General features: G+C 57.7%; 13 protein-coding genes and 1 pseudogene (1 of these 14 running past the window's edge). 11 read left to right on the top strand and 3 right to left on the bottom strand.

Annotated features, from left to right (window positions below):
* Together QFX16_RS00595 and QFX16_RS00590 are read right to left on the bottom strand one after the other, a co-directional pair.
* Positions 1-431 carry the beginning of a CaiB/BaiF CoA transferase family protein gene (locus tag QFX16_RS00595; protein WP_008154477.1) on the bottom strand. The gene continues 790 nt to the left of window position 1, outside the view, so the window shows 431 of its 1,221 coding nt (coding positions 1-431); the start codon lies at positions 429-431; its stop codon lies beyond the left edge, outside the window.
* Between the two features lie 13 nt (positions 432-444).
* Positions 445-1,626, bottom strand: a complete 1,182-nt coding sequence (locus QFX16_RS00590) for an acyl-CoA dehydrogenase (RefSeq protein ID WP_283182419.1) — start codon at positions 1,624-1,626, stop codon at positions 445-447.
* Between the two features lie 157 nt (positions 1,627-1,783).
* On the opposite strand from QFX16_RS00590, the gene QFX16_RS00585 reads away from it, so the two are divergent.
* From QFX16_RS00585 to QFX16_RS00535, 11 genes are all read left to right on the top strand, one after another.
* Positions 1,784-2,683, top strand: coding sequence for a LysR family transcriptional regulator (locus QFX16_RS00585; protein WP_283184660.1), 900 nt, complete (start codon positions 1,784-1,786; stop codon positions 2,681-2,683).
* A gap of 435 nt (positions 2,684-3,118) precedes the next feature.
* Positions 3,119-4,240: a Re/Si-specific NAD(P)(+) transhydrogenase subunit alpha gene (locus tag QFX16_RS00580; RefSeq protein WP_283182418.1), complete on the top strand. Its 1,122-nt coding sequence runs from the start codon at positions 3,119-3,121 to the stop codon at positions 4,238-4,240.
* A 15-nt stretch (positions 4,241-4,255) separates the two neighbouring features.
* Positions 4,256-4,579: an NAD(P) transhydrogenase subunit alpha part 2 gene (locus QFX16_RS00575; RefSeq protein WP_003187010.1), complete on the top strand. Its 324-nt coding sequence runs from the start codon at positions 4,256-4,258 to the stop codon at positions 4,577-4,579.
* Complete coding sequence (locus QFX16_RS00570; protein WP_283182417.1) at positions 4,579-6,015, top strand: NAD(P)(+) transhydrogenase (Re/Si-specific) subunit beta; 1,437 nt, start codon at positions 4,579-4,581, stop codon at positions 6,013-6,015. Before QFX16_RS00575 ends, QFX16_RS00570 begins: the two co-directional genes overlap by 1 nt.
* 180 nt (positions 6,016-6,195) lie before the next feature.
* Positions 6,196-7,689, top strand: coding sequence for a succinyl-CoA:acetate CoA-transferase ScpC (gene scpC, locus QFX16_RS00565; protein WP_283182416.1), 1,494 nt, complete (start codon positions 6,196-6,198; stop codon positions 7,687-7,689).
* Between the two features lie 319 nt (positions 7,690-8,008).
* Entirely contained in the window at positions 8,009-8,224 is a 216-nt protein-coding gene (locus tag QFX16_RS00560; RefSeq protein WP_008154465.1) for a DUF1127 domain-containing protein, read from the top strand.
* Between the two features lie 258 nt (positions 8,225-8,482).
* Positions 8,483-8,692 (top strand): DUF1127 domain-containing protein, encoded by a 210-nt coding sequence (locus tag QFX16_RS00555; RefSeq protein ID WP_283182415.1) that lies wholly within the window; start codon positions 8,483-8,485, stop codon positions 8,690-8,692.
* A 144-nt stretch (positions 8,693-8,836) separates the two neighbouring features.
* Positions 8,837-9,154: a DUF2388 domain-containing protein gene (locus QFX16_RS00550; RefSeq protein ID WP_008044656.1), complete on the top strand. Its 318-nt coding sequence runs from the start codon at positions 8,837-8,839 to the stop codon at positions 9,152-9,154.
* Positions 9,155-9,261: 107 nt separating this feature from the next.
* Positions 9,262-9,579 (top strand): DUF2388 domain-containing protein, encoded by a 318-nt coding sequence (locus tag QFX16_RS00545; protein WP_283182414.1) that lies wholly within the window; start codon positions 9,262-9,264, stop codon positions 9,577-9,579.
* A gap of 27 nt (positions 9,580-9,606) precedes the next feature.
* Entirely contained in the window at positions 9,607-9,927 is a 321-nt protein-coding gene (locus tag QFX16_RS00540) for a DUF2388 domain-containing protein (RefSeq protein WP_283182413.1), read from the top strand.
* The gene (locus QFX16_RS00535; protein ID WP_283182412.1) at positions 9,924-11,885 is read left to right on the top strand and encodes a DUF7844 domain-containing protein; all 1,962 of its coding nucleotides are present in this window, start codon (positions 9,924-9,926) and stop codon (positions 11,883-11,885) included. Before QFX16_RS00540 ends, QFX16_RS00535 begins: the two co-directional genes overlap by 4 nt.
* Before the next feature lie 97 nt (positions 11,886-11,982).
* Here the strand turns inward: QFX16_RS00535 and QFX16_RS29615 are convergent.
* Positions 11,983-12,066, bottom strand: a pseudogene (locus QFX16_RS29615) (anti-virulence regulator CigR family protein); the annotation flags it as partial.
* Between the last annotated feature and the right edge of the window lie 82 nt (positions 12,067-12,148).

Genomic DNA, 12,148 nt, shown 5'->3' with positions numbered 1-12,148 from the left:
CCCGCGCGCTTGGCGTAAGGGCCAGTCTGGCCAAACCCGGTAATCGAGCAATAGATCAGATTCGGATTGATCGCCTTTAGAGACTCATAGTCCAAACCATATGCCGCCAGCCCACCGACCTTGAAGTTCTCGATCAGGATGTCCGACTTCGCCGCCAGATCACGCACCAGCTTCTGCCCTTCAGGCCGGGTGAAGTCGATGGTCACCGATTGCTTGTTGCGATTGGCCGACAAGTAATAAGCGGCCTCGCTAGTGTTCTCACCATAAGCGTCTTTAAGGAAGGGAGGCCCCCAGGCGCGCGTGTCATCGCCATTACCCGGGCGCTCGACCTTGATCACTTCGGCGCCAAGGTCAGCAAGGATCTGCCCGGCCCACGGCCCGGCCAGAACCCGCGATAAATCCAGTACCCGTAGATGCGAAAGCGCGCCCATGGCCGTTCTCCTATTAATAGAACGCCTGGATGCCAGTCTGCGCACGACCGAGGATCAGTGCATGGACGTCATGCGTACCTTCATAGGTATTCACCACTTCCAGGTTGACCAAGTGGCGAGCAACACCGAACTCATCGGAAATACCGTTACCCCCCAGCATGTCGCGCGCCATGCGAGCAATGTCCAGGGACTTGCCGCAGGAGTTGCGCTTCATCATCGAAGTGATCTCGACCGCTGCAGTACCTTCATCTTTCATACGCCCCAGACGTAGGCAACCTTGCAGCGCCAGGGTAATTTCAGTCTGCATGTCGGCCAGCTTCTTCTGGATCAGTTGAGTGGCGGCCAATGGACGGCCGAACTGCTGACGATCCAGGGTGTACTGGCGAGCGGTGTGCCAGCAAAACTCGGCCGCACCCAGCGCGCCCCAGGAAATGCCGTAACGTGCCGAGTTGAGGCAAGTAAAAGGGCCTTTCAAGCCACGGACATCCGGGAAGATGTTCTCTTCAGGGACAAACACGCTGTCCATGACGATCTCGCCGGTGATGGATGCGCGCAGGCCAATCTTGCCGTGAATCGCAGGCGCACTCAGGCCTTTCCAGCCTTTCTCCAGAACGAAGCCACGGATGTCGCCGGCATCATCCTTACCCCAGACCACGAATACGTCGGCAATCGGGCTGTTGGTGATCCACATCTTGTTGCCGGTCAGGCTGTAGCCGCCTTCGACTTTGCGCGCACGAGTAATCATCGCGCCAGGGTCGGAACCGTGGTTAGGTTCAGTCAGACCGAAGCAACCAATCCATTCGCCTGAAGCCAGTTTCGGCAGGTACTTCTGCTTCTGGGCTTCGGTACCGAATTCATTGATCGGCACCATGACCAGCGAGGACTGCACGCTCATCATCGAGCGGTAGCCGGAGTCGACGCGCTCGACTTCACGGGCTATCAGGCCGTAGCTGACGTAGTTCAGGCCGCTTCCACCATACTGCTCAGGGATAGTCGCACCCAACAGACCTATTTCGCCCATCTCGCGGAAGATTGCCGGGTCGGTCTTTTCATGGCGGAAAGCTTCGAGAACACGCGGCGCGAGCTTCTGCTGAGCGAATTGTTCAGCGGTGTCGCGGATCATGCGTTCTTCTTCGGTGAGCTGTTGATCCAGCAGCAGGGGATCGATCCAGTTGAAGCTAGCTTTACCGCCCATGAGTGTGTCCTCTCGAATCGGGTCAAATAACGTGGACTGATCCTAGGCCGGGTTCGGCGTTACGGCAAACGAGGATTTTGCATACTGTTGTGCTAATTTCTCACTCCGAAACATCGCAAAATAGCTTTTATGCGATGTATTAGTGAGGTTGACGTACATGCGCAGGAAAATCCCCAGCACAACGGCGCTGATCAGCTTTGAAGCGGCAGCTCGCCACGAAAGTTTTACCAAGGCAGCTCAGGAGCTTTCGCTCACTCAGGGTGCCATTTGCCGACAGATCGCCAGCCTTGAGGAATTCCTCAGCGTAGAACTGTTCCGACGCTCGCGACGCGGAGTCAAGCTGACGGAAGCCGGACTTTCCTACAGCCGCCGGGTGGCCACCCAACTCGACGCCGTTGAACGGGACACCTTGTCAGTGATGGGCCAGCAAGGTGCCAACGTGATCGAGCTGGCGGTGGTTCCAACCTTCGGCACTCAATGGCTGTTGCCACGACTCAAGGATTTCCAGCAAAAACACCCGGAAGTGACGGTCAACCTCACCAACCGAACGCGGCCCTTCCTGTTTGCCGACACCGACTTCGATGCAGCGATCTATTTTGGCGACGCGGACTGGTCGGGTACCGAATCCCACAGACTGATGGGCGAAAATCCGATGCCGGTGTGCAGCCCCAACCTCCTGGGGAAAAAGACAAACCTCTCTCCCAGCGACATCGCCGAATTGCCCCTGCTGCAGCAGACCACTCGCCCTTATGCCTGGCGCCAGTGGTTCAACTCTCAAAACCTAAATGTCCCGCGAGACATGACAGGGCCGCGCTACGAGCTATTCTCCATGCTTGCCCAAGCAGCCATGCACGATATGGGAATAGCGTTGATTCCGCCGTTCCTGATTCAACGCGAACTGGCCGAGAAGCGCCTGGTCATTGCCAACGCCCAAGCGTTATCAAGCATCAAGGCGTATTACTTGATGATTCCCGAGCGAAAGGTCGAATCGGCCTCTTTAAGGGCATTTCGCGATTGGCTGGTCAATCAGGCACAGAGCTACAGCCTAGAAGGATAAAGGCTTTGCGATATTAACTGACCCCGTAGTCAGCAAAATAAAAGCACTACAGATATAAGTATTTGTCGCATATTCGAAGACTGTACCGACAAGCAGTACAAACGTCCCACAAGAGCCTGAAAACGTGGCCTTGAGCCTCTATTGCAGAGCAATAACGACTCATTCACCTGACCGATGCGTAAATTCTCCAATTTTTACAAGAGTCCTTACAAGGCACGGCCTGCAAGGGATTGAACCGGTCAGTTGCGACATTCAGTCACGGGGTGACTTGTAGTTAATTTTCCGTCACCCGTCATAAACCCTTGAAGGGCACTAAGTTCGCCTGCAAAATGCCGCGCCCCGCCCTGATTTGGCGGGATCGTGCTGATCGGCCGCCCCAGCCGCACCATCCGAAGTGCCTGGGTTTACTCAATAAGATCACGCAGGAGATTTGACGTGCACATTGGTGTTCCTCTCGAAACCCAGACGGGTGAAACACGGGTTGCTGCAACCCCGGAAACCATCAAGAAGCTGATCGGCCAGGGTCATAAGGTCACTGTGCAAAGCGGCGCCGGCATTCACGCCAGCGTTGTCGACAGTGCCTATGAAGCGGCAGGCGCAATTATTGGCAGCGCCAACGATGCGTTTGGTGCCGAGCTGATTCTCAAGGTGGTCGCACCCAGCGACAGCGAACTGACGCTGATAAAGAGCGGCACCGTTGTGGTGGGCATGCTCAACCCGTTCAGCAATGAAACCATTGCCAAGCTGGCTGAGTGCGGCATTACCGCGTTTGCGCTGGAAGCCGCGCCGCGTACCTCCCGCGCTCAGAGCCTGGATGTGCTGTCCTCCCAAGCCAACATCGCCGGCTATAAAGCCGTGTTGCTGGCCGCTCACCACTATCCTCGCTTCATGCCGATGCTGATGACCGCTGCGGGTACCGTGAAAGCGGCGCGTGTGCTGATTCTCGGCGCAGGCGTAGCCGGTTTGCAGGCGATCGCTACGGCGAAACGTCTGGGTGCAGTGATCGAAGCGTCAGACGTACGTCCTGCAGTAAAAGAGCAGATCGAATCCCTCGGCGCCAAGTTCGTCGACGTGCCTTATGAGACCGATGAAGAGCGCGAATGCGCCGTTGGTGTCGGCGGTTACGCGCGACCAATGCCCGCCAGCTGGATGCAACGTCAGGCCTTGGCCGTGCACGAACGCGCCAAGCAGGCTGACATCGTCATCACCACCGCACTGATCCCGGGCCGCAAGGCACCGACGCTTTTGAGCGCGGAAACCGTGGCACAGATGAAGCCAGGCTCGGTGGTCATCGACCTCGCTGCAGCCCAGGGCGGTAACTGTCCTCTGACCGTGGCCGATCAGGTCGTCGTCGAGAATGGCGTGATCATTTGCGGCCCGACCAATCTGGCCGGCGCAGTCGCGGCAGACGCTTCGGCACTGTACGCGCGCAACCTGCTGGACTTCCTGAAGCTGGTCTTCAACAAAGAAGGCCAGTTCGAGATCAACCTCGAAGACGACATCGTCGCCGCGTGCCTGATGTGCCGCGACGGCCAAGTCATCCGCAAAAACGCCTAAGCAGGGATTCAGACGATGGAAGAGCTTATCTCCCCCGGTATCTACAACCTGATCATCTTCGTGCTGGCGATTTATGTCGGTTATCACGTGGTCTGGAACGTGACACCTGCACTGCACACGCCTTTGATGGCGGTAACCAACGCGATTTCGGCGATCGTGATCGTCGGCGCCATGCTGGCCGCGGCGCTGACCGTCACGCCTCTGGGCAAAACCATGGGCACCCTGGCGGTAGCTCTGGCAGCGGTGAACGTATTTGGTGGCTTCCTGGTTACCCGCAGGATGCTTGAGATGTTCAAGAAAAAAGCCCCAAAAGCAGTAAAAGAAGAGGCGCCTAAGTAATGAGCATGAATCTTGTAACGACGCTCTACTTGATCGCGTCGATCTGCTTCATCCAGGCTCTTAAGGGCCTGTCGCACCCGACCACGTCGCGGCGCGGCAATGTGTACGGCATGCTCGGTATGGCGCTGGCGATCCTCACCACCGTGGGCCTCGTCTATAAGCTGGGCGCCGAGTTGGCCACCGCCGGCATCGGCTACGTCATCGTAGGTCTGTTGGTCGGCGGTACCGCCGGGTCGATCATGGCCAAACGCGTTGAAATGACCAAGATGCCTGAACTGGTCGCCTTCATGCATAGCATGATCGGTATGGCCGCGGTGTTCATTGCCATTGCCGCTGTGGTTGAGCCGCAATCGCTGGGTATCGTCAAACAACTGGGTGATGCGATCCCCGCCGGTAACCGCCTGGAGCTGTTCCTCGGAGCCGCCATCGGTGCAATCACGTTCTCCGGTTCGGTGATCGCGTTCGGTAAGCTCTCGGGCAAGTACAAGTTCCGCCTGTTCCAGGGCGCACCCGTACAGTTCGGCGGCCAGCACAAGCTGAACCTGCTGCTGGGCCTGGCGACACTGGGCCTCGGCGTGACCTTCATGCTGACCGGCAACCTCAGCGCCTTCGCCCTGATGCTGGCCCTGGCCTTCGTGCTGGGCGTGCTGATCATCATCCCGATCGGCGGCGCAGATATGCCGGTGGTTGTGTCGATGCTCAACAGCTATTCCGGCTGGGCAGCGGCAGGTATCGGTTTCTCGCTGAACAACTCGATGCTGATCATCGCCGGCTCGCTGGTGGGTTCATCCGGTGCGATCCTCTCGTACATCATGTGCAAGGCGATGAACCGTTCGTTCTTCAACGTATTGCTCGGCGGTTTCGGCAACACGGTAGATGCAACCGGCCCGGCAGGCTCGAAAGAGGCCCGTCCGGTGAAATCCGGTTCGGCTGACGATGCGACCTTCCTGCTGACCAACGCCGACACCGTGATCATCGTTCCGGGTTATGGCCTGGCGGTGGCACGCGCCCAACACTCACTGATGGAGCTGGCGGAGAAGCTGACTCACCGGGGAGTCACCGTGAAGTTTGCGATCCACCCGGTCGCCGGTCGGATGCCAGGGCACATGAACGTCCTGCTGGCCGAAGCCGAAGTGCCTTACGAGCAAGTGTTCGAGATGGATGACATCAACTCCGAGTTCGGCCAGGCCGACGTGGTGCTGGTGCTCGGCGCCAACGACGTGGTCAACCCTGCGGCGAAGAACGATCCTAAATCGCCGATTGCCGGCATGCCGATCCTCGAGGCTTATAAAGCCAAGACCGTGATCGTCAACAAGCGCTCGATGGCCAGCGGCTATGCCGGTCTGGACAACGAACTGTTCTACCTGGACAAAACCATGATGGTCTTCGGCGACGCCAAGAAAGTTATCGAAGACATGGTCAAAGCCATCGAGTAAAACCTGCTCCAACGCAATACCCAAAACCTCAGCCTTTAGTAGGCTGGGGTTTTTTATTGCCCGCTAAAAACCGACCAAAGGCTCTAAATCGGGGCTCTACATTCGACCATGGTAGCGGGAGGATTTTTTTTGAAATCACTAGACTGCACACCTTGCTTTCGTTGCCCGAGATAACAATCCATGTACCGTGAACGTATTCGCTTGCCTTCGTTGTTGGATAAAGTGATGAGCGCCGCTGACGCGGCCGCTCTGATTCAGGACGGCATGACCGTCGGCATGAGTGGTTTCACTCGCGCCGGCGAAGCCAAAGCCGTGCCCCACGCATTGGCCGAACGCGCCAAAATCACCCCGCTGAAAATCACGCTGATGACCGGCGCCAGCCTGGGCAACGACCTCGATAAACAGCTCACCGAAGCCGGCGTATTGTCACGGCGCATGCCCTTCCAGGTCGACAGCACCCTGCGCAAGGCCATTAACGCCGGCGAAGTGATGTTCATTGACCAGCATCTCTCGGAAACCGTTGAGCAATTGCGCAACCAGCAGCTAAAACTGCCCGACATCGCAGTGATTGAAGCCGTGGCCATCACCGAGCAGGGCCATATCGTGCCGACCACTTCGGTGGGTAACTCGGCCAGCTTCGCGATTTTCGCCAAACAGGTGATCATCGAGATCAACCTGGCGCACAACCCGAACCTCGAAGGTCTGCACGACATCTATATCCCGACCTATCGGCCGACCCGCACACCGATTCCGCTGGTCAAGGTTGATGATCGCATTGGCAGCACTGCCATCCCGATTCCGCCGGAAAAGATCGTCGCTATCGTGATCACCAATCAGTCTGACTCGCCGTCCACCGTACTGCCGCCGGACGTTGATACCCAGGCCATTGCCGACCACCTGATCGACTTCTTCAAGCAGGAAGTGGCTGCCGGGCGCATGACCAACAAGCTCGGCCCACTGCAAGCCGGGATTGGCAACATTGCTAACTCGGTGATGTGCGGGCTGATCGACTCGCCGTTCGAAGACCTGACGATGTACTCCGAAGTGCTTCAGGACTCGACCTTCGACCTGATCGACGCCGGCAAGCTGAGCTTTGCTTCGGGCAGTTCGATCACCTTGTCGAGTCGTCGCAATACCGATGTTTTCGGCAACCTTGAGCGCTACAAGGACAAACTGGTCCTGCGCCCGCAAGAAATTTCCAACCACCCGGAAGTCGTGCGCCGGCTCGGCATCATCGGCATCAACACGGCGCTTGAGTTCGACTTGTACGGCAACGTCAACTCCACCCACATCTGCGGCACGCGGATGATGAACGGCATCGGCGGCTCGGGCGACTTTGCGCGCAATGCGCATTTGGCGATCTTCGTGACCAAGTCGATCGCCAAGGGCGGCGCAATTTCCAGTGTGGTACCGATGGTCAGCCACGTTGATCACACTGAGCATGACGTCGACATTCTTGTCACCGAGATCGGTCTGGCGGACTTGCGTGGCCTGGCGCCGCGAGAACGCGCTCGAGTCATCATCGACAACTGCGTGCACCCGGACTATCGCCAGGCCCTGGATGACTACTTCACAGCCGCGTGTGCGCTCGGCGGGCATACGCCGCATATCCTGCGTGATGCCCTGAGCTGGCACATAAACCTGGAAGAAACCGGGCGGATGCTGTCGGTGTAATTGGTACAGATAGCAGCTGACGCAAACACAGTTTCGTCAGCTTGCTGTTGCCAGACCAAATCCTGAATAAAACTGTACTGCTGTACCGGTCTTTTCCTACCGTAATTGCCTACCTTTCCGAGTCAATCAACCAATAACGCACGATATTAGTGCAGACAAGTACAGTTGCCTCAATTTCGACCAGTACACCATCCTTTAACAGTTAACTGGTCCCTCACAATACAGGTGAACTGTATCTAGAGAGACTGGCCAAACGAGAGGATCATTGGCATCAGTTAAACCACTACCTAATCCCGCCATAAGCGGAAGGATGTCAACCATGGAACGTACACTCAGTTCCGAGCTGTTTTTCGAAGACAACGCTGTAAAAACCCAGGCTTCCACGCCCCTTCGCGTTCTCGCCAACCTGATGCTGTGGCAGCGCCGCATCTCCAGCCGCCATCAACTGGCTCGTCTGGATTCGCGTCTGCTGGCTGACGCAGGGATTAGCGAAGCACAACGCTACGAAGAGCTGAGCAAGCCGTTCTGGCGCTAAGTTAGCGTCGCTGGCTCTGACCCACCGGGTCCACCGCCAGCACTCCAAATTGAAAAAACAAAGCCCGTCGTGGGAAACCACGACGGGCTTTGTCGTTTTGGACCCTCAACATGGGTCATACAGTAGAGACCCAGTCTAACAATTACAGTTTGGATAATTTAACAACTGAACCAGTACAATTTAAGTTCAGTGTGTCTGTTGCGAAAGTGGGGGCGGGATCACCATGAAATCCCGAACTGCCCGCAAAAGGACCGCGCCATGAATCACTTACTGGATGTTTCCGTTTCCACGCCTCAATCAACGCCTCGCTCCCACTGGGTTAGGAGATTGCTGAGAGGCCTCGCCAACAGCCTTGAAAGGGCTCGAACCCGGCGTTTGTTGGGCCAACTCAATGACCGGCAACTCTCAGACCTGAACATCAGCCACGCGGATCGTCTCAACGAATTGGATAAACCGTTCTGGCGCTAAATTCCTGCTTGATCTGACGAGACTGTGCGAACCGATACTCATAGGCCTATATTCAGATGGAACGTGGCGAACGCTGCACGACTGGCGTCTGAATCAACAGACACTGCGCCACCTCTCAATCAGTTTTCCCAAAGGAGTTTCACCATGTCCCGTCTTCGTCTGCTCAGCGCTGCAGCCCTGCTTGCCGTGGCTGCCAATTCCCACGCCACCAGCTTTATCGTGACCACCGATGCCGTCGTCGGCGCGCTCAAGGCCACGTCCGATGCGACCTCCGATGTCACTTCTTCCTTTCGCGATGACAAAATCGTACGCGCCGCCCGTGACGACGCCGCCAGCTTCGTTGCCAGCGAAGGCGCCATTCGTGGCGTGAAACTGGAAAGTGCACTCGACCATATTCGCCACCAGGCACCTCAGCTGAACGCGACTGACGCACAACTGGCGCAAGCCATACTGACTATCTAAGCGACATGACTGACGTGGGACACGCCCGCCGTGTCCCAATGTTTCGGCGCTGGCTCTAGACCGGGCGTTGCGCTAGCCTTGCGACTCGCCTTCAGCTATCGAGTCTCATGCGTTTTCTTTCAAATCTGTTGATCTCTCCGCTTTTCATGGCTGCCTGCTGGGTGGGCTCCGTCCATGCCTACGACGCCTTCAATCTGTCTACACAAGGCATCGTGGCTACCGGCTACGCCACAAGCATGGTGACCTCCGCCCCCTTCGACCGTAAGCTGCTAATCGCGGCACACGATGACGCTGCGGCGTTCATCGCCAGTGACGGCCAAGTGCGAGGAGCACAACTGGAGTCCGCCCTGATTTATCTGCGCAGGGCCCAGCCAAAACTTCATGCCAGTGACCTTGAACTGGCGCGGACAATTCTCGTCCAATAGTTATCCTTGTTCTTGCGGAGTCGTTCCATGCGTAGCCCTCTGATTGTTGCCGCCCTTGGCCTTCTGTTATTGGCCGATGTGGCCCAGGCGCACACTCTGGTCGCCACCAGTAACATCATCATCAATGCCACCCAACGCACGCTTGATTTCACTTCCGATACAACGACGTCCATCCGTGACTCGAAGATCGTTCGTGAAGCCCACGACGATGCGGCCAGCTTCGTCGCCAGCGATGGCGAGATTCGTGGCGCGCACCTGGAAGCGGCCTTCACCACGTTGCGCACCCGCGTGCCGGAAGCCCGCGACGCCAGTGATCAGGTGCTCGCCGAAGCCATCCTCGCACTGTGAGGTCGCCAGGCGCCTGGCTGTTGGCCGGGGTCATGTTGCTGCTCGGCAACACGGCCCAGGCTGACTTGCAATTAAGGCTCAAGACCGACGGCCTCAGCCCCGCTCAACAACAGGCCAGTCAGGCGTTGCTCGATGAAGCCATGCAGGCGCTGCCGCCGCGGTTCATCGAGCAGCTCGACCGACGCATCGACGTCGGTTGGACCGATGACATGCCGAGCAACGCTTACGGCCAGGCATCGCTGGTGTCCGAGCTCGATCTGAACCGCAACCTGCTTGCCAGCCTCACTGACGGCAACGCCGCGACCAAAAAGACTTATCGTCCCCATGGCACCGTGCGCCGCGAAATGCTTGCCACGGTGTTACACGAACTCACCCACATCTATGATCGCTCGCGCCTGTGGCCAGACGCGGAGCGCACGCTGATTCAGCGCTGCACCCGGCGCAACAGCAGCACAGGGCTAATTGGCATTCCCGATCAATGCCGCGGCCAGTCCGACCGACGCTTTACGCTCAGCGACGACCCGCACCTGCTCGACCTCGCCGGCTGGCCACAGTATGTCGGCCGTCGTGGCGAGCGCGAACAGCACAACCGGCAAATTGCCCGCAGCCCCGACATTTACGAGACGAGCAGCCCCAAGGAGTTCGTCGCGGTCAACATGGAGTATTTCCTTCTCGACCCGGCCTACGCCTGTCGCCGTCCTGCGTTATACCGCTACTACAAAGAACATTTCGGCTGGGCGCCCGCCGCTAAAGACACCTGCGGCAAATCCTTTTCCTTCCTCAATGCCGGCAATGATTTCGCCAAAACGCCACTGGGCCAGGTCGATCCGGAACGGGTCTACGCCGTCGACTATCTGCTGGCTGAAGCCAACCAGAACTGGGTCAGCCGCTGGGGTCACAGCATGTTGCGGTTGGTGATCTGTGCACCCGGCCGCCCCCGTGGGCCGGATTGTCGACTGGATCTCGATCAGCATCTGGTGTTGTCCTACCGCGCCTTCGTCGGTGACGTGCAGCTGTCGAGCTGGGACGGATTGGTGGGCAAATATCCGTCACGCCTGTTTGTCCTGCCACTGGCCCAGGTGATCGACGAATACACCAAAACCGAACTGCGCAGCCTGGCTTCGGTGCCGCTGAACCTGTCGCGCAACGAGATCGAAGACGTGGTGGAACACGCCGCCGAAATGCACTGGAGTTACGACGGCAACTACTTCTTCCTGTCCAATAACTGCGCTGTAGAGGGCCTGAAGCTACTGCGTAGCAGCACCAACAATTCAAAACTGGTCGGATTGGACAGCATCATGCCCAACGGTTTGCTGGAAGTGCTCAAGGGCCGCGGACTGGCGGACACCAGCGTGCTGGACGATCCCCGCGAAGCGCTGCGCCTGGGCTACCGATTCGACTCCTTCCGCGATCGTTATCAAGCGATGTTCGAAGTGCTGAAGAAGCACTTGCCGATCAAGCAGGAAAAGGTCGAAGACTGGCTCTCCCTGAAAGCTGAAGAGCGCCGGCAATGGATCGACCAAGCCGATTTGCGCACCAGCGCAGCCTTGCTGTTATTGGAGCAGGCAGCCTTCCGCCAACAATTGGTGCTGGCCCAGGACGAAGTAAAGCAACGTTATCTGGGCGCTCGGGAATTGAAGAACGGCGGCATGGACAAGGCCAACGCAACTTTGCAGCAAATTCTTGCCAACAGCGGCTTCCTCAGCCGCCCGGCGGAGCTGCTTGGCACCGGTGGTTATGGATTGCCGCAGCCGAGTGAGTGGCAGCGTCTGGAATCGGAAAGCAGCCTGCGGCAGAAGCAGCTTCAGGCGCTGACAGGCGATCTGGACAAAGAAGTGAGAGCGCTGCTCGAACCGAGCCGTGCGGCCGAAATGGCCGCCAATGAAGCCAACCTGAAGCAGGTTGGCGAGCATCTGAGGAAGTTGCACAAGGCTGCGGGCGGGTTGGAGCTGCCGTAAACAGCAGGCTTCGCGGCTAATCCGCGAAGCCTTCAACACCTACCTGCTATTCAAAGCACCCCTTCGAGAGTTTCATAAACGATCCCGGTTCCTACGGCTGATCAGCACTCGCACTCAGCAACGGGGTGACACTGAGCATCAGCACACCCAGGCTGGCAATCAGACGTTTCGGCATTTTCATCGGGTCTTTCCTCACTGCACATACAGCAAAAAGGGCTTCAGAACGTAGTCCTGAAGCCTTCGCTCTTGCTGTTTAGTCTGTA

Source organism: Pseudomonas svalbardensis (assembly GCF_030053115.1).
Classification (GTDB): domain Bacteria; phylum Pseudomonadota; class Gammaproteobacteria; order Pseudomonadales; family Pseudomonadaceae; genus Aquipseudomonas; species Aquipseudomonas svalbardensis.
This window is presented reverse-complemented; position numbering and strand designations above follow the sequence as displayed.

Bases quoted from the DNA above. Each gene is read 5' to 3' on its own strand.
- QFX16_RS00590 (WP_283182419.1), bottom strand. From the start codon at position 1,626: ATGGGCGGTAAAGCTAGCTTCAACTGGATCGATCCCCTGCTGCTGGAT.
- QFX16_RS00585 (WP_283184660.1), top strand. From the start codon at position 1,784: ATGCGCAGGAAAATCCCCAGCACAACGGCGCTGATCAGCTTTGAAGCG.
- QFX16_RS00575 (WP_003187010.1), top strand. From the start codon at position 4,256: ATGGAAGAGCTTATCTCCCCCGGTATCTACAACCTGATCATCTTCGTG.
- QFX16_RS00570 (WP_283182417.1), top strand. From the start codon at position 4,579: ATGAGCATGAATCTTGTAACGACGCTCTACTTGATCGCGTCGATCTGC.
- scpC (WP_283182416.1), top strand. From the start codon at position 6,196: ATGTACCGTGAACGTATTCGCTTGCCTTCGTTGTTGGATAAAGTGATG.
- QFX16_RS00560 (WP_008154465.1), top strand. From the start codon at position 8,009: ATGGAACGTACACTCAGTTCCGAGCTGTTTTTCGAAGACAACGCTGTA.
- QFX16_RS00555 (WP_283182415.1), top strand. From the start codon at position 8,483: ATGAATCACTTACTGGATGTTTCCGTTTCCACGCCTCAATCAACGCCT.
- QFX16_RS00550 (WP_008044656.1), top strand. From the start codon at position 8,837: ATGTCCCGTCTTCGTCTGCTCAGCGCTGCAGCCCTGCTTGCCGTGGCT.
- QFX16_RS00545 (WP_283182414.1), top strand. From the start codon at position 9,262: ATGCGTTTTCTTTCAAATCTGTTGATCTCTCCGCTTTTCATGGCTGCC.
- QFX16_RS00540 (WP_283182413.1), top strand. From the start codon at position 9,607: ATGCGTAGCCCTCTGATTGTTGCCGCCCTTGGCCTTCTGTTATTGGCC.